This is a genomic window from Streptomyces sp. NPDC102437, from assembly GCF_044765565.1.
Taxonomy (GTDB): Bacteria; Actinomycetota; Actinomycetes; order Streptomycetales; family Streptomycetaceae; genus Streptomyces.
The window spans coordinates 26,068-42,651 of record NZ_JBIWKI010000013.1 but is presented as its reverse complement, the minus strand read 5'-3'; the positions used below and the strand labels follow the sequence as shown (position 1 = coordinate 42,651).

12 protein-coding genes, 1 tRNA gene and 1 pseudogene are annotated in these 16,584 nt (G+C 69.9%); 4 read left to right on the top strand and 10 right to left on the bottom strand.

Features of this window, described 5'->3' with window-relative positions; all coding sequences use genetic code 11:
* Nucleotides 1-218 precede the first annotated feature (218 nt).
* Entirely contained in the window at nucleotides 219-2,093 is a 1,875-nt protein-coding gene (gene lepA, locus ACIRJP_RS18295; RefSeq protein WP_404174722.1) for a translation elongation factor 4, read from the bottom strand.
* 215 nt (nucleotides 2,094-2,308) lie between these two features.
* Between lepA and rpsT the strand changes: the two genes are divergently transcribed.
* Nucleotides 2,309-2,575, top strand: coding sequence for a 30S ribosomal protein S20 (gene rpsT, locus ACIRJP_RS18290; RefSeq protein WP_072483588.1), 267 nt, complete (start codon nucleotides 2,309-2,311; stop codon nucleotides 2,573-2,575).
* 297 nt (nucleotides 2,576-2,872) lie between these two features.
* Here the strand turns inward: rpsT and holA are convergent, their stop codons facing one another.
* A complete protein-coding gene (holA, locus tag ACIRJP_RS18285; RefSeq protein ID WP_404174719.1) occupies nucleotides 2,873-3,859 on the bottom strand; it encodes a DNA polymerase III subunit delta in 987 nt (328 codons plus the stop codon).
* 179 nt (nucleotides 3,860-4,038) lie between these two features.
* Between holA and ACIRJP_RS18280 the strand changes: the two genes are divergently transcribed.
* The 3 genes and pseudogenes from ACIRJP_RS18280 (at nucleotide 4,039) to ACIRJP_RS18270 (ending at nucleotide 5,885) form a co-directional block, all read left to right on the top strand.
* Nucleotides 4,039-5,025: an aldo/keto reductase gene (locus ACIRJP_RS18280; RefSeq protein ID WP_404174716.1), complete on the top strand. Its 987-nt coding sequence runs from the start codon at nucleotides 4,039-4,041 to the stop codon at nucleotides 5,023-5,025.
* A 63-nt stretch (nucleotides 5,026-5,088) separates the two neighbouring features.
* Nucleotides 5,089-5,343 carry a hypothetical protein gene (locus tag ACIRJP_RS18275; RefSeq protein ID WP_404174713.1) on the top strand — a complete coding sequence of 85 codons (255 nt, stop codon included), beginning with the start codon at nucleotides 5,089-5,091 and terminating at the stop codon, nucleotides 5,341-5,343.
* Nucleotides 5,344-5,423: 80 nt separating this feature from the next.
* Nucleotides 5,424-5,885: pseudogene (locus ACIRJP_RS18270) on the top strand (DUF5959 family protein).
* 109 nt (nucleotides 5,886-5,994) lie between these two features.
* Here ACIRJP_RS18270 and ACIRJP_RS18265 read toward each other — a convergent pair.
* The 8 genes from ACIRJP_RS18265 to ACIRJP_RS18230 all read right to left on the bottom strand — a co-directional run bounded on the left by ACIRJP_RS18265 (nucleotide 5,995) and on the right by ACIRJP_RS18230 (nucleotide 16,514).
* Nucleotides 5,995-6,879, bottom strand: a complete 885-nt coding sequence (locus tag ACIRJP_RS18265) for a YceI family protein (protein WP_404174711.1) — start codon at nucleotides 6,877-6,879, stop codon at nucleotides 5,995-5,997.
* A gap of 210 nt (nucleotides 6,880-7,089) precedes the next feature.
* Nucleotides 7,090-9,717, bottom strand: coding sequence for a ComEC/Rec2 family competence protein (locus tag ACIRJP_RS18260; RefSeq protein ID WP_404174708.1), 2,628 nt, complete (start codon nucleotides 9,715-9,717; stop codon nucleotides 7,090-7,092).
* A complete protein-coding gene (locus ACIRJP_RS18255) occupies nucleotides 9,714-10,823 on the bottom strand; it encodes a helix-hairpin-helix domain-containing protein (RefSeq protein ID WP_404174705.1) in 1,110 nt (369 codons plus the stop codon). The genes ACIRJP_RS18260 and ACIRJP_RS18255 overlap by 4 nt, the downstream gene beginning before the upstream one ends.
* Nucleotides 10,824-10,957: 134 nt before the next feature.
* On the bottom strand, nucleotides 10,958-11,803 hold the full coding sequence (locus ACIRJP_RS18250) for a DegV family protein (RefSeq protein WP_404174702.1): 846 nt from the start codon (nucleotides 11,801-11,803) through the stop codon (nucleotides 10,958-10,960).
* A 108-nt stretch (nucleotides 11,804-11,911) separates the two neighbouring features.
* Nucleotides 11,912-12,694 (bottom strand): hypothetical protein, encoded by a 783-nt coding sequence (locus tag ACIRJP_RS18245; RefSeq protein ID WP_404174699.1) that lies wholly within the window; start codon nucleotides 12,692-12,694, stop codon nucleotides 11,912-11,914.
* A gap of 163 nt (nucleotides 12,695-12,857) precedes the next feature.
* A complete protein-coding gene (gene leuS / locus ACIRJP_RS18240) occupies nucleotides 12,858-15,731 on the bottom strand; it encodes a leucine--tRNA ligase (protein ID WP_404174696.1) in 2,874 nt (957 codons plus the stop codon).
* 336 nt (nucleotides 15,732-16,067) lie between these two features.
* Nucleotides 16,068-16,140: transfer RNA gene (locus ACIRJP_RS18235), tRNA-Ala, on the bottom strand.
* A gap of 140 nt (nucleotides 16,141-16,280) precedes the next feature.
* Complete coding sequence (locus ACIRJP_RS18230) at nucleotides 16,281-16,514, bottom strand: hypothetical protein (protein WP_015608461.1); 234 nt, start codon at nucleotides 16,512-16,514, stop codon at nucleotides 16,281-16,283.
* Nucleotides 16,515-16,584: the final 70 nt, after the last annotated feature.

Here is a 16,584-nt window from a genome sequence, read left to right as displayed (position 1 = left end):
TCGCGGCTGTTCCTCGCGGGGCTTGTTTAACTGGTGAGTAACTACGAAGCCGTGATCAGGGTAGAGCGCCCGCGTCCACCGCGTAAGGGGCAACGAGCCGCCGCTTCATAACGAACGGGCCCCCGCGTCGCTGGATGCTGCGACGCGGGGGCCCGTTCGGGCTACCGGAGGGTAGAGCGGGGGCGGCCCGGGTGCGGCCCGGATGTGGCCCGGACGGGCTACTTCTTGCCCTTGCTCTCGCCGCCGGACTCGTCCGTGGACAGGACGGCGATGAAGGCCTCCTGCGGCACCTCCACGTTGCCGACCATCTTCATCCGCTTCTTGCCCTCCTTCTGCTTCTCCAGCAGCTTCCGCTTACGGGAGATGTCACCGCCGTAGCACTTGGCGAGGACGTCCTTGCGGATGGCACGGACGGTCTCACGGGCGATGACCCGGGAGCCGATGGCGGCCTGGATCGGCACCTCGAAGTTCTGCCGCGGGATCAGCTCGCGCAGCTTGGCGACGAGCCGGACGCCGTACGCGTACGCCTTGTCCTTGTGCGTGACCGCCGAGAACGCATCGACCTTGTCGCCGTGCAGCAGGATGTCGACCTTGACGAGCTGGGCGGTCTGCTCGCCGGTGGGCTCGTAGTCGAGCGAGGCGTAACCCCGGGTCTTGGACTTCAGCTGGTCGAAGAAGTCGAAGACGATCTCGGCGAGCGGCAGGGTGTAGCGGATCTCGACCCGGTCCTCGGAGAGGTAGTCCATGCCGAGCAGGGTGCCGCGCCGGTTCTGGCAGAGCTCCATGATCGCGCCGATGAACTCGCTGGGGGCCAGGACCGTGGCGCGCACGACGGGCTCGTGCACCTTGTCGATCTTGCCCTCGGGGAATTCGCTCGGGTTGGTGACGGTGTGCTCGGTGCCGTCCTCCATGTCGACGCGGTAGACCACGTTGGGAGCGGTGGCGATGAGTTCGAGGCCGAACTCGCGCTCCAGCCGCTCCCGGATCACGTCGAGGTGGAGCAGACCGAGGAAGCCGACGCGGAAGCCGAAGCCGAGGGCCGCGGAGGTCTCCGGCTCGTACACCAGGGCGGCGTCGTTGAGCTGGAGCTTGTCCAGCGCCTCGCGCAGGTCCGGGTAGTCCGATCCGTCCAGCGGGTACAGACCCGAGAACACCATCGGCTTGGGGTCCTTGTAGCCGCCCAGCGCCTCGGTCGCGCCCTTGTTCAGGGACGTGATGGTGTCACCGACCTTGGACTGCCGGACATCCTTCACACCGGTGATGATGTAGCCGACCTCGCCCACGCCGAGGCCGTCGGCCGGGGTCATCTCCGGGGAGGAGACCCCGATCTCCAGCAGCTCGTGGGTGGCGCCGGTGGACATCATCTTGATGCGCTCGCGCTTGTTGAGCTGGCCGTCGACCACACGGACGTACGTGACGACGCCGCGGTACGAGTCGTAGACCGAGTCGAAGATCATCGCGCGGGCCGGGGCGTCCGCCTGGCCGATCGGGGCCGGGACGTCCCTGACCACCCGGTCGAGCAGCGCGTCCACGCCGATGCCGGTCTTCGCGGAGACCTTGAGCACGTCCTCCGGCTGGCAGCCGATGAGGTTGGCCAGCTCCTCGGAGAACTTCTCGGGCTGCGCGGCCGGCAGGTCGATCTTGTTGAGCACCGGGACGATGGTGAGGTCGTTCTCCATCGCCAGGTAGAGGTTGGCCAGGGTCTGGGCCTCGATGCCCTGCGCGGCGTCGACCAGCAGGACCGTGCCCTCGCAGGCGGCGAGCGAACGGGAGACCTCGTAGGTGAAGTCCACGTGGCCCGGGGTGTCGATCATATTGAGGACATGGGTGCGGCCCTGGCCCTCGCCCGTGGAGGGCGCCCAGGGCAGCCGCACCGCCTGGGACTTGATGGTGATGCCGCGCTCGCGCTCGATGTCCATCCGGTCGAGGTACTGAGCACGCATCTGCCGCTGGTCGACCACACCGGTCAGCTGGAGCATCCGGTCGGCAAGGGTCGACTTGCCGTGGTCGATGTGCGCGATGATGCAGAAGTTGCGGATCAGCGCCGGGTCGGTACGGCTCGGCTCGGGCACGTTGGTAGGAGTCGCGGGCACGCAGGGTCCTGATTCTTGAGACGCCGAACGCCGTGTCTCGGGTCGATGTCGGGTCGGTCGGATCGATACGTAGCCTCCATCGTCCCATGGTTGCGGGGCGGAGACCGGTTTGGGCCGGTCGGAGTGGGGCTGGTACCGTTGACAGCTGTGCCTCGCGACTCTCTCAGGCCGTGGGGCGCACATCGAAGATCCAACGAACCTGAAAAGGCTCTTTCGTGGCGAACATCAAGTCCCAGATCAAGCGGAACAAGACGAACGAGAAGGCGCGCCTGCGCAACAAGGCCGTCAAGTCCTCGCTCAAGACCGCTATCCGCAAGGCCCGTGAGGCTGCCGCCGCCGGTGACGTCGAGAAGGCCACCTCGGCCGCTCGCGACGCCTCCCGCGCGCTCGACAAGGCCGTCTCGAAGGGTGTCATCCACAAGAACGCCGCCGCCAACAAGAAGTCGGCGCTGGCCTCCAAGGTTGCCTCCCTCCAGGGCTGAGCATTCTGATGTGATCGCCGGGACGGACCCAGCGGGCCCTCTCTCCCGTTCCTGACCGGCACCCCGCGCCGCACACCGAACCTGCGTTCGCCACGCGGGTGCGGCGCACCAAGCGTTAACCGAAGGCCCCGGCCTCAGCTCTCCCCAGAGCGGGACCGGGGCCTTCGGCGTACGCGTTCAGTGCGGGGCGGGAACCTTCGGGGCCGGGCCTTCGGCGTACGCACTCGCGGCCGGGCGGGACCTTCGTCATACGCGCTCGCGGCCGGGCGGGGCCGGTGTGGCCACCCGGCCCAGGGCTCACCGCCCCGACCGTGCCGCCCGCGCGATCGCGACCACGGCCTTCTCCAGGGCGTACTCCGGGTCGTCGCCGCCGCCCTTGACCCCCGCGTCGGCCTCCGCGACCGCCCGCAGGGCGAGGGCCACCCCGTCGGGTGTCCAGCCACGCATCTGCTGCCGCACCCGGTCGATCTTCCACGGCGGCATCCCCAGCTCACGGGCGAGGTCGGCGGGCCGCCCGCCGCGGGCCGAGGACAGCTTGCCGATCGCCCGCACGCCCTGCGCCAGCGCACTCGTGATCAGCACCGGCGCCACCCCGGTCGACAGCGACCAGCGCAGCGCCTCCAGCGCCTCCGCCGCCCGGCCCTCCACCGCACGGTCGGCGACCGTGAAGCTCGACGCCTCGGCACGGCCCGTGTAGTAACGGGCGACTACCGCCTCGTCGATGGTGCCCTCGACATCCGCGACGAGCTGCGAGACCGCACTCGCCAGCTCCCGCAGATCGCTGCCGATGGAGTCGACCAGCGCCTGGCATGCCTCGGGCGTCGCCGAGCGTCCCAGCGCCCGGAACTCCGACCGTACGAACGAGAGCCGCTCGGCCGGCTTGGTCGTCTTCGGGCAGGCGACCTCCCGCGCACCCGCCTTGCGCGCCGCGTCCAGCAGGCCCTTGCCCTTGGCGCCGCCCGCGTGCAGGAGCACAAGGGTGATCTCCTCGACCGGGTCGCCGAGATACGCCTTGACGTCCTTGACCGTGTCGGCGGAAAGGTCCTGCGAATTGCGCACGACCACCACCTTGCGCTCGGCGAAGAGCGACGGGCTAGTCAGCTCGGCCAGGGTGCCGGGCTGGAGCTGGTCGGAGGTGAGGTCTCGGACATCCGTGTCGGGGTCGGAGGCCCGGGCCGCCGCCACCACCTGTTGCACGGCGCGGTCGAGGAGCAGGTCCTCCTGGCCCACGGCGAGCGTGAGGGGGGCGAGCGGGTCGTCGGTGGAATTCCTTCTGGTGGCCATCGTCGTCCAGCATCCCATGCACCACTGACAGCTCCCGGTCTCCCTCCCCCGCTCGCCCGGGCCCCACTCTCTCCGCTCGCCCTGCTCACCCTGGCAGGAAAATTCGGCACATCGCTAGGATTCCTGCCGTGACAACGAATCAATTGAAATCCAGAGGAGAACCCGAATTGAGTTCGTCAATGATTCCACGGCGCCGGCTCGGCAACACCGGACTGGAGGTTTCCGCCCTCGGCCTGGGGTGCATGGGTATGAGCCAGACATATGGAATTCCGGACGACACGGAGTCCACGAGGACCATTCATCGAGCCCTCGACCTCGGCTGCGATTTCTTCGACACCGCGGAGTCCTACGGCCCGTTCGTCAACGAAGAACTCTTAGGCAGGGCGCTGCGCGGCCGCCGGGACGACGCGGTCGTCGCGACGAAGTTCGGCTGGGAGTACGACGGGAACGCGCGGGGCGCGCTCAACAGCCGGCCCGAGCACATACACGAGGCGGTCGACGGGAGCCTGAGCCGGCTGGGTACAGACCGGATCGACCTGCTGTACCAGCACCGTGTGGACCTGGAAGTGCCGATCGAGGACGTGGCCGGGGCGGTCGGCGAACTCATCGCGGCCGGAAAGGTTCTCCACTTCGGCCTCTCGGAGGCGGGAGCGAGCACCGTCCGCCGGGCTCACGAGGTCTGTCCCGTATCGGTTCTCCAGACGGAGTACTCGCTCTGGGAGCGCCATCTGGAGCAGGAGATCCTGCCGGTGATCCGAGATCTGGGCATCGGCCTCGTTCCCTATTCACCCCTGGGCCGAGGATTCCTGACCGGCACGGCGATCCGCGCGGAGGAATATCCGGAGAACGACTACCGAAGGCACGATCCGCGATTCCAGGGCGATAATTTCAGAATCAATTCCGCGGCCGCCGACGTGGTCCGGGACGTCGCCCGCGGGTGCGGGGCGACCCCGGCGCAGGTGTCGCTCGCCTGGCTGCTGCACCGGGGCGACGACATCGTGCCGATCCCCGGCACGAAGCGCAGGCCGACGCTGGAGGAGAACCTCGCGGCGGCGGAACTCACGCTCGCCCCGGACGAGCTGCGGCGCCTGGACACGGCGCTGCCGCCGTCGGCGGTCGCCGGCAGCCGGTACCCCGAGAGCGTCATGCACATGAACGGCCGCTGAGGGCTGTCCGGCCAGAGGCCTCCTCCGAGCCGTGCGGCACACCTGGTAGGGGAGAATGGGCAAGTGAGCGATGTGAGACATGTGCTGGTGCTGCCCGACCGCGATGCCGCGGAGGAGGTGGCCGGGGAGCTCTCCGACCGGTTCGGGGTCACCGAGGAGCCCCAGCTCGTACGCGATGCGCTGGCCGGTGAGGACGACGCGGAGGACGCCCAGTGGCTGGTGGTCGTGGAGGACCCGTCGGGACGGCTGGACTCCTCGGCGCTGGATGCCTTCGCCGCGGAGTACGAGGGATGGCTGGAAGCACCTCAGAAATCCTGACTGAATGATCTTCGAGACGTGAGCGTCGGTCCGTGAGTCCTGCATGATGACGGTGATCGTCTTGGGTTTCGGGAGGGCTCGTGGTCGAGGACGACGGGGTGGACTTGATCCACTTGGTCGGCGCGGACAGTAGCGTCCGGCTACGAGTACTGGGTCGACACATGCCTGGGGCGACTCCGTACAACGACTACCTCGACGCCGAGATCACCGTCACGAGCAGCTTCGCCAACGGGCGCCTCGATGTGCGTCTGTCACCCGAGGATCTGGACGACTGGCACTCGGCCCTGGACTAGCTTGCAGCCGGCAGCGGCATCCGCTGGCTGCGCAATACCGAGATCCGAATTGAGATCGACCGTCAGTTCTCGGTGCCCGTGCCCATCGTCACGGTAAAGGACGAAGCCGAGTCGATCTCCTCGGTCCGAGTCTGGTTGGACGTGGGCCACGGCTGGGTCGATGACCTGCGCAGGCAGTACGAGCAGGTGCAAAGGACCTGGCTGGACGAGGTGGTCACATCACCGCGGGCACTGAACTACTGGCAGTGAAGCGAGCCGGCCGAAACCGGCCGAAACCGAGCTCCTGCGGAGGTGCCCCCAGGCGATCCCAGTGTGCAGAGATCATTCCGCCAGGAGTTCTTGGCCGGGCGCCCGCGGCTCAGGCCTTGGGGACGATCTGGATGTCCATGTCTATGGAGATGCTGGAGCCGACGGCCGCGATGCCTCGGGCCAGCATGGTCTGCCAGGTGAGGGTGAAGTCCTCGCGGTGCAGTTCCGTGGTGGCCCGGCAGGCGGCGCGGGTCTCGCCCTCCAAGCCGTTGCCCAGGCCGAGATACTGGGTGTCCAGGGTGACCGTGCGGCTGACGCCGTGCAGCGTGAGGGCACCGGTGACGCCCCAGCGGGTGCCGCCGCGGTGGACGAAGCGGTCGCTGTAGAACTCCATCGTGGGGTAGCGCCCGACGTCGAGGAAGTCGCTGGAGCGCAGATGGTCGTCCCGCATCTGGACATTCGTGTCGATCGACGCGGCGTCGATGATCACGTGCATGGCCGAGTCCTCCATGCGGTCGGCTATCCGTACGGCACCCGCAAAGTTGTTGAACCGGCCGTGGATGCGAGCCAGACCGATGTGCCGGGCCGTGAAGCCGATCTGTGAATGCATCGGCTCGACCTCCCACTCCCCCGGTGCGGGAAGCTGCGGAGGCGCGGACAGTTGCAGGGTCACATCGCCCAGACTCGCGTGAGCGCCTTCGGACACAATGGCCGACGCATGGAACGGGGTGAAGCCCTCGGCCGTGACGGCCAGCCGGTACTCACCGGCCGGGACAGTGGCGAGGACATTGCCGAACGGGTCGGTCTCACCGCCGAAGACCTTGCGACCCGCGCCGTCCGTGACCACGAACTCGGCCTGCGGCACGACCGCGCTGACCGGGTCGAGCACCCGGCAACTGAGCAATCCGGCAGTGCGCGGCACCTCCAGCCCCGCCAGGGCACTGCCCTGCGCCACGCCCGTCGCTCGCTTGCTGTTCAGCCAACGACCGAACATGTTCCACCTTCCCCCGGGGACGATTCACCTTGGGGCCCGGCGGCTGGACGTCTCTGTCGGAGCAGCGGCCCACCGACGAGCATGCATTCGATCACCATTGTGCCGTTCGAGGCAAACAGAGCAGCTCGGAGGGGCTTGGAATGGCTTGGGCGGAGGTGTTACCGAAGGTCCGATTTTGCCCCGCGGCCGGACGCTCCCGGCTCGTTCCGGTCATGACCGGCCCACCGCCCGCAGCCCCGGCCCGGCACCCGTCAGGGCGATCGCGCCATCGGTGTCCGTACGCAGCACCACGGCGCCGCCCGCTCGGAGTGCCTCGACGGTTCGCGCGGCCGGGTGGCCGTACGGGTTGTCCCTGCCCACGCTCACCAGGGCGATCCGCGGACGCGCACTGCGCAGCAGCGCGGGGTCCTGGTGCGCTGAGCCGTGATGCGCGACCTTGAGCACATCCACCCGCGGCAGTGCGGGATATCGGCGCAACACGCCTTGCTGGGCCGGTGGTTCGAGATCTCCCAGGAGGAGCAGGGTCAACCCGCCGGTCCGGACGTACAGGGTGACACTGGCATCGTTCGGCTCCAGCGGTACGGGGCCGGCGCCCCGGCCCATCGCTGTTCCGTCGGCTCCCGTCGCGCTCGCCGGCCAGAGGACCCGCCAGTCGAGCGCCCCGATCCGTCGGCGTTCCCCCGGCGCGGCCCGCACCAGGGGCACATGCGATTCGGCCGCCGTTCTCCGTACGAACGCGACCTGGTCCGGCGGTTCCTCCAGGCTCGTCGTCTCGATCGCACCCACCGCCCTCCCCCGCAACACCCCTGGCAGGCCCCGCACATGGTCGGCGTGAAAATGCGTGAGAACCAGGAACGGCACCTCGGTGATGCCGAGGTCGCGAAGGCACCGGTCGACGAGCGAAGGGTCGGGGCCCGCGTCGACGACCACCCCCGCCCCGTCCCCCGCCGCCAGCACCAGGGCGTCCCCCTGGCCCACGTCGCACATCGCGAACGTCCAGCCAGGCGGCGGCCATCCGGTCAGCACCCTGGTGAACGGCACCGGGCGCAGCACCGCGAGGATCAACAGCAGCGCGGCGGCCGAACAGACCCAGGGGTGCCGCACGATTCGCCGGGCGAAGAGCACAACCAGAGCGGTCAGCGCGGTGAGCAGCACCGCCCCCTTCCCGCCGTCGGGCCAGTCGATCTCCGCCCCGGGCAAGGCCGCCCCGGTGCGGGCCACCGTGGCGATCCAACCGGCCGGCCATCCCGCGATCCGGGCGAGCAACTCCGCCACCGGCATGGCCACCGGCGCCAGGGCGAGCGCGGCGAAGCCCAGGACCGTGGCCGGTGCCACCGCCGGCTCGGCCAGCAGATTGCACGGAATCGCCACCAGGCTGACCCGGGAGGCGAGCAGCACGACCACCGGTGCGCACACCGCCTGCGCGGCGGCTGCCGCGGCCAGCGCCTCGGCGAGGCGGGCCGGAACTCCGCGCCGTTGCAACGCATCGCTCCATCTCGGGGCAATCGTCAGCAGGGCGCCGGTGGCCAGCACGGAGAGGACGAAACCGTAACTGCGCGCCAGCCACGGGTCGTGGAGCACCAGCAGGAGAACAGCGGCTGCCAGCGCGGGAATCAGCGATCTGCGCCGCCCCGTTCCGATGGCGAGCAGGGTGATCAGCCCGCAGGCCGCCGCCCGCAGAACGCTCGGCTCGGGGCGGCAGACGATGACGAAGGCAAGCGTGAGCCCGCCGCCGAGCAGTGCGGTGAACCGCAGCGGGATCCCCAACCGGGGTGCCAGCCCACGGCGTTCGGCGCGGAGCGCTGTGCCCGGTGGTCCGATGAGGAGGACGAGGAGGATCGCGAGGTTGGAGCCGGAGACCGCCATCAGATGGGTGAGATCGGCGGCCTTGAACGCCTCGTGCAGTTCGGGGGTGATACGTGACGTGTCGCCGACCACCAGGCCCGGGAGAAGGGCCTTCGCGTCGGGATCCAGCCGTTCGGTGGCCTGCCGCAGTCCGCCGCGCAGCGCGCCTGCCGTGCGCTGGAGGGCGGAAGGGGGGCCGATGATGCGAGGCGGCCCTTTGCCCTCGGGCCGCAGCACGGCGGCACTGCGCTCCCCGTCGTGCAGCGGCGGCGAAAGCCGGCCGCCGACGCGCAGGTGGGTAGAGGGGAGCAACTGCTGCCACTGCCCCGTCGATCCGCCGGGCGTGACGATCAGCAGAACCGGCGTACTCAGCCTGGCGACAGCGCCGTCAGGCCCGGTCAGCCTGGTGATCTCGGCGTCCACGAGGAGGGCGGCGGGCGTGCTGTGGTCGCCCCGCACCCGCGGCGTGGTCCGCCGGGCATCGGACGTCACCGTCACCTCCGCCTCGACCTTCGCGAACCGCTGGGCCAGCGTCTGGACCGGCCCCTGCCGTACGTCCGCGCTGTGCAAACCAGCCGATGTGGCCCCGGCCGCCGCACAGAGCAAGGCCGCGGCGGTGGCAGTGGCGGTCGCCGTGGCCCGTGGCCTGCGCCGATCGCGTAACGCGGCCTCGCCCCTCGCCCCTTCCTCCTCCGCCTCCGCGTCCTGGGACTGCCCTTCACCCTCGCCCTCGCCTCCCGCTTCGTCCTCGGCCGTCCTGCGCAGCGCCCGGGTTGCCGAGGCTCCCGCCATGGCCAGGAGCACCATGGCCGTGCCCACGCAGAGCATCACGCCTGTCGTGGTCCACCGCCCCGGCGCACTCAGCGCCAGCGCCGCTCCGGCCCAGGCCGCCAACGCAGGCGGGACCAGACGGAGATCGGCCGGGCCCTCCTGTCGCGGTTCGGAGAGGCCGAGCCGGCGGCCCGAAGCCGCATGGACGTCCAGGTGACTCATGGCCCCACCAGTGGTCGGAGGTCGGCGAACCGGCGGTCACCGATCCCGTTGACCTCACGAAGTTCGTCGATGGACCGGAAACCGCCGTGCTGTGCGCGGTAGTCGACGATGTGCTGGGCGAGGACCGGGCCGACGCCGGGCAACGTGTCCAGTTGTTCGACGGTCGCGGTGTTGAGGCTGACCGGGCCGGCCGCAGAACTCCCGCCGCCGCTGCTGCCCAGCGCGACTCCTCCCGCCCCACCATCAGTTGACCGACCGGACGGGGCGCCCACCACGATCTGCTCGCCGTCCATGAGCACCCGCGCGCGGTTGAGCCCGGTGAGGTCCGCTCCGGCCCGGACTCCGCCGGCCGCACGTAGCGCATCGACAACCCTTGAGCCGGACGGCAGTTGCCGGATCCCGGGCCTTCGTACCTTTCCGCTCACGTCGACGACGATGTGCCCGCCCGGACCTGTCGCGGGTGGCGGACCCGGTGAGGGCTCCGGCACTCCGACGTCCTCCGACGCCGGAGGCGATGTCCGGGCGTGCGCGGCCTCGTCGACCAGATCGGGGGCGCGCACGGATTGGGGGCGCGCGGACCAGAAATGCACTGCGGCAAAGACTGCGGCCGCAACCAGGACAACAGCCAACGCGGCAAGGGTCTTCGGTTCCAAGCCGCATCTGAGCTGAAGCCACACCGGAATCCGTTCCCGCAGCGCAGGAACCAATCTCTCCCGCCACCGCCCTGCCGCCCCGGAGACCGGAACCGAGATCGAGACCGGGGCCGGAGTCGTGGCTGGGGCCATGGCCGGGCCCGATACCGGCTCCGTGGCCGAGGCCGGAGCCGACACCGAGGCCGGGCCGGTCCCCGGCACGGGCCGCGCGGCCCGCCCGGCGCCCCCTCCCCTCATGAGCGCGTCCGCCCGACGGCGCGAAGCCGCCGCTACGGCGTTCGCACCCCCTCGCGACGCCCGTCGCCGGCCGGGCCCGAGCCCCGGCCCCGAGCCTGGTCCGGTGCCGGCGCCGCCGCCTGGCCCGGTGCCGGGGCCACTGCGAACACGGACGTCCGAGGCCGGGGCCCGTCCGGGGCCGCTGCCGCTGGTTGCACGAAGTGATCGGGGAGTCATGCCTCACGACGGTAGGCACATCTCCCCGAACCCGCTGAACAGCCTCAATTCCGGTGGAAAACTGACTAGTTGTGGATAACTCGGCCACCCCTGGGGGTGAGGTACGAGTGACCGCCAGGGCCGCCCGCCCCGGGTCAGCGCGGCGAGACCACTGCCCCGAGCAGACCGGGTCCGGTGTGCGCACCGATCACCGCGCCCACCTCACTCACATGCAGATCGACCAGCCCCGGCACCCGCTCACGCAGCCGCTCGGCGAGCCGCTCCGCCCGTTCGGGGGCCGCGAGGTGGTGCACGGCGATGTCCACTCGGCCGCTGCCCGCCCGTTCCGCGACGATCTCCTCCAGGCGCGCGATCGCCTTCGAGGCCGTCCGTACCTTCTCCAGCAGTTCGATACGGCCGCCGTCGAGCTGGAGCAGCGGCTTCACAGCGAGCGCCGACCCCAGCAGGGCCTGTGCGGCACCGATACGGCCACCACGGCGCAGGTAGTCCAGCGTGTCGACGTAGAAGTACGCGGAGGTGCCCGCTGCCCGCTTCTCCGCGGCCGCGACCGCCTCGTCCAGGCTTCCGCCCGCCTCCGCCGTCTCCGCCGAGGCCAGGGCGCAGAATCCGAGGGCCATGGCGACCATCCCGGTGTCCACCACCCGTACCGGAATCGGCGCCTCCTTCGCCGCGAGCAGGGCGGCGTCGTACGTGCCCGAGATCTCGGCCGAGAGGTGCAGCGAGACGATGCCGGTGGCCCCCGCCTCGGCCGCATCCCGGTACGCGGCGGCGAACACCTCGGGACTCGGCCGGGACGTGGTCACGGGACGGCGCTTCTGGAGCGCCACGGCGAGGGAACGGGCGGAGATCTCGGTGCCGTCCTCCAGAGCCTGATCACCGAGGACGACGGTCAGCGGCACCGCGGTGATGCCGTGCCGCTCCATCGTCTCGGGCGGCAGGTAGGCCGTGGAATCGGTGACGATCGCGACATGGCGGGACATGAGCGGGAGGTTACCTTCCGAGTCCGTGTCCCGGCAGTCCGACCCCGGCCGAATGATCTCTCCTGACCGCTTCGGACCGCCCCCGGTCACCGGCGGTCATCGAACGTGTCAGTTCGTCGTCTCGGGCCGGGCCGTCTTCTGCCATGGGTACGCGGTCTGCCGTCGCGGGTCGGGAGCCGTGATCGCCCGCGCCGCATCATCGGCCGGCCCGCTCCCCTGCTCCGGCCGCCGGTCCTGCTCAGGCCGCGGTTCGTGCCCCGGCCGCTGGTCCTGACCCGGGCCCCGGCTCTGACCGCTCGCGTCACCCTGCGGCCGGCCGCCCTGTCCCTGGACCGGTTCGTCCGTCTCCGCGGTCCAGTGCCGAAGCGCCCCCGCCTCCACGTCGATCTGTGCGTTCAGCGAGTCCAGCGAGTCGTCCGAGAACCGCCGAGCCCGGTCACGCGCGGCCCATCGCAGCGAATCCGCGGAGTGCGTGATCCGCTCCGTACGCTGCTTCAGGTCCGGCAGCATCGAGGCGACGGTCACCCGGTCGGGCTCGCGTTCCAGTTTCTTCAGCTCGTCGTCCAGCTCACGGCCGTGCACGCTCAGCCGCTGGAACAGGCCCAGCGACTCCGAGAGCGAGGCATCCTCGGCGACTCCGGCCCGCAATGCCTCCTGGGTGGCCCGCATGGATGTGCGCAGCGCCAGCCGGAGCTGCGCCAGCTCGCCGCCCACGCCCGTCTGCCCGTAGCTCTTCGCCCGCAGCGTGGTCTCCTCGACGGTGCGGCGCGCCTGGCTGATCGTTCGGTCCACGCCGCGCTTCGCCGCGCCCACGGCTTTGACGCCCGCATACACGCCCAGGGCCACGAACGCGAAGAAGAGCAACCCCAGAATCAGGATCACAAATTCCATGAGCGCCCCTCGGATGTCGTTTCGGCTGCCGGTGCCGGCCCCTCCACCGTAAACGGAAAGGGCAGGCCGAGGGTTCCTTCGGAACCCCCAACCTGCCCGTAGGGGAATGCCCCCACACCGTCGCGCGGGGCGCGGCCAGCGCCTCACACGGGACGCCTCGTCATCACGCCGGGACGATGTTGACCAGCTTCGGCGCCCGCACGATCACCTTGCGGATGCCCGCGCCGTCCAGCGCCGCCACCACGGCCGGGTCGGCCAGGGCCAGCTCCTCCAGGTCCTCGTCCGTGATCGACGGGGGGATCTCCAGGCGCGCCTTGACCTTGCCCTTGACCTGCACGACGCAGGTCACGGTCTCGTCCACGACGTACGCCGGGTCGGCGACCGGGAAGTCCTGGTGCACGACCGAATCGGTGTGGCCCAGCCGGCGCCACAGCTCCTCGGCGATGTGCGGGGCCAGCGGCGCCACCAGCAGCACCAGCGACTCGGCGACGGACCGGGACAGCGGCCCGCCCGCTTTGGTCAGGTGGTTGTTCAGCTCGGTGACCTTGGCGATCGCCGTGTTGAAGCGCATCCCGGCCATGTCCTGGCCGACCCCGTCGATCGCCTTGTGCAGCGCACGCAGCGTCTCCTCGCCCGGCTCCGTGTCCACGACGGTGACCTCACCGGTCTCCTCGTCGACGACATTGCGCCACAGGCGCTGCAGCAGCCGGTACTGGCCGACGACGGCGCGCGTGTCCCACGGCCGCGACACGTCCAGCGGGCCCATCGCCATCTCGTACAGGCGCAGCGTGTCCGCCCCGTACTCGGTGCAGATCTCGTCCGGCGTGACGGCGTTCTTCAGGGACTTGCCCATCTTGCCCAGGACGCGGCTGACCTTCTCGCCCTGGTAGTAGAACTGGCCGTCGCGCTCCTCGACCTCGGCCGCCGGGACCGCGATGCCGCGGCTGTCCCGGTAGACGAACGCCTGGATCATGCCCTGGTTGTACAGCTTGTGGAACGGCTCGACGGACGAGATGTGCCCCAGGTCGTGCAGCACCTTGGACCAGAAGCGGGCGTACAGCAGGTGCAGGACGGCGTGCTCGGCGCCGCCGACGTACAGGTCGACACCGCCGGTCGGCTGCCCCTCGCGCGGGCCCATCCAGTACTGCTCGATCGCCGGGTCGACCAGCTTGGAGTCGTTGTTCGGGTCCAGATAGCGCAGCTCGTACCAGCAGGAGCCCGCCCAGTTGGGCATGGTGTTGGTCTCGCGGCGGTACTTCCTCGGACCGTTGCCGTCGCCCAGGTCCAGGGTGACGTTGACCCAGTCGGCGTTCCGGGACAGCGGGGTCTCGGGCTGGGTGTCGGCGTCGTCGGGGTCGAAGGTGCGCGGCGAGTAGTCGTCGACCTCCGGCAGCTCCAGGGGCAGCATCGACTCGGGCAGCGGGTGGGCGATGCCGTCCTCGTCGTAGACGATCGGGAAGGGCTCGCCCCAGTAGCGCTGGCGGCTGAACAGCCAGTCACGCAGCCGGAAGTTGACGGTGCCCTCGCCGACGCCGTGGGCCGTCAGCCACTCGGTGATCTCCGCCTTGGCGTCGACGACACCCAGGCCGTCCAGCGAGATCTCGTCGTTGGCGGAGTTGACCAGCTTCGCGTCGTACGAGCCGAAGGCGTCCTCCCACGTCGAGGGGTCCGTGCCGCGGTCGTCCGACGGCTCGACGACACAGCGCATCGGCAGCTCGAAGGCGCGCGCGAAGGCGAAGTCGCGTGCGTCGTGCGCCGGTACGGCCATGATCGCGCCGGTGCCATAGCCCATCAGGACGTAGTCGGCGATGAAGACGGGGACCTTCTCGCCGCTGACCGGGTTGGTGGCGTACGCGCCGGTGAAGACACCGGTCTTGTCCTTGGCCTCGGCCTGCCGTTCCACGTCGGACTTGGCGGCGGCCAGCTTGCGGTAGGCGGCGACCGCCTCGGCCGGGGACGCGTATCCGCCGGTCCACACCGCGTGAGTGCCCTCGGGCCAGGCCGCCGGAGTGATCTGTTCGACCAGCTCGTGCTCGGGCGCCAGCACCATGTAGGTGGCGCCGAACAGGGTGTCCTGGCGGGTGGTGAAGACGGTGATGCTGCCGGTGCCGTCGACCGGGAAGTCGACGCGGGCGCCTTCGGAGCGCCCGATCCAGTTGCGCTGCTGCAGCTTGATCGCCTCGGGCCAGTCCAGCCCGTCCAGGTCGTTCAGCAGCCGGTCGGCGTAGGCGGTGATGCGCATGTTCCACTGGCGCAGCTTGGCCTTGAAGACGGGGAAGTTGCCGCGCTCGGAGCGGCCATCGGCCGTCACCTCTTCGTTGGCCAGGACGGTGCCCAGGCCGGGCGACCAGTTGACGGGCGCGTCGGAGGCGTACGCCAGGCGGTACCCGCTCAGGATGTCCGCGCGCTCGGTGGCGCTCAGCGCGCTCCAGTCACGGCCGTCCGGGGTGGGGCGTGCGCCGTTCTCGAACTGTGCGACCAGCTCGTCGATCGGGCGGGCCCGGTCCGCCTCGGTGTCGTACCAGGAGTTGAAGATCTGCAGGAAGATCCACTGGGTCCACTTGTAGTACTCCGCCTCGATCGTGGCGAACGAGCGGCGCTTGTCGTGGCCCAGGCCCAGCCGGCGCAGCTGGGCTGTCATGTTCTCGATGTTGGCCTCGGTGGAGACCCGCGGGTGCGTGCCGGTCTGCACCGCGTACTGCTCCGCGGGCAGGCCGAAGGCGTCGAAGCCCAGGGTGTGCAGCACGTTGTGCCCGGTCATCCGCTGGTGGCGGGCGAAGACATCGGTGGCGATGTAGCCCAGCGGGTGACCGACGTGCAGGCCCGCACCCGAGGGGTACGGGAACATGTCCATGATGAACTTCTTCGGCCTGGCAGCCAGCTCCGGATCGCCCGCCAGGTCACCGGTCGGGTTCGGTGCCTCGTACGTGCCCTCGGCGTCCCAGAAGTCCTGCCAGCGTGCCTCGATGTCGGCGGCCATCGCCGCCGTGTAGCGGTGCGGCGCAGCCGTCTCGGCTGCGGAAGTCGTCTCGCTCATGATCCTCAAAGCTCCATCGATCGTCATCTGCCGGCGCCCATGTCTACGGACACGCGTCTACGGAAACGAAAAATCCCCTCGCACAGGAGGGGACGCCGCGCCGATTCCGACCAGGCATTCTCACCGGTCGGGACTGATCAGCGCGGCTCGCTAAGCAGAAGGCGTACGGCACGCATGGCGTCAGGGTACCGCACGGGCCCGGAGCGGGGCCTGGCGCGACCGAACCGCGGACAGGGCGGCGGGAGAGTACGCGCAACGGAACTCCGGGTTCCGGCATCGGTGCACATGCGAGAAGCGGGCCCCCTGTGTGGGTGACCCGCTTCTCGTACTTTCCTGTGGAGCTAAGGAGAATTGAACTCCTGACCTCCTGCATGCCATGCAGGCGCTCTACCAACTGAGCTATAGCCCCGTGCTGTTTTCCGCCCGGTTTCCCTGGCGACATCGAGAACATTACCGGTGACCCCGCCAGTCCACCAAATCGATTCCCGACCGCTCCGATTTGCCGGTTCTGCGCCACCTGGGCCGGGCCGGCGGCGGCGCCGAAGGGGGTCAGGCCGTGGCGAAGGAGTAGAAGCGCTTGAGCGTGCAGTGCTCCTCCAGCAGCCGACCGTAGATCGGCTCCCCCTCAAGCTCCCGATAGGTCTCGATCGGGTCGCCCTTTATGATCAGCGCCCGAGCGCACTCCTCGCACCAGTACTGGTACTCCGGATTGATCGGGTCCATGTCCCTGACGATGGGCGTACCGCTGCCGCACCAGTCGCATTTCCGCCTGTGTGCACCCATGGGTCAGCTCCGGCTTTGGCCGCGGGCGGTGCATACGGAGAAGGTCCCGCCGTTCTCCGGGGCTGCGGAG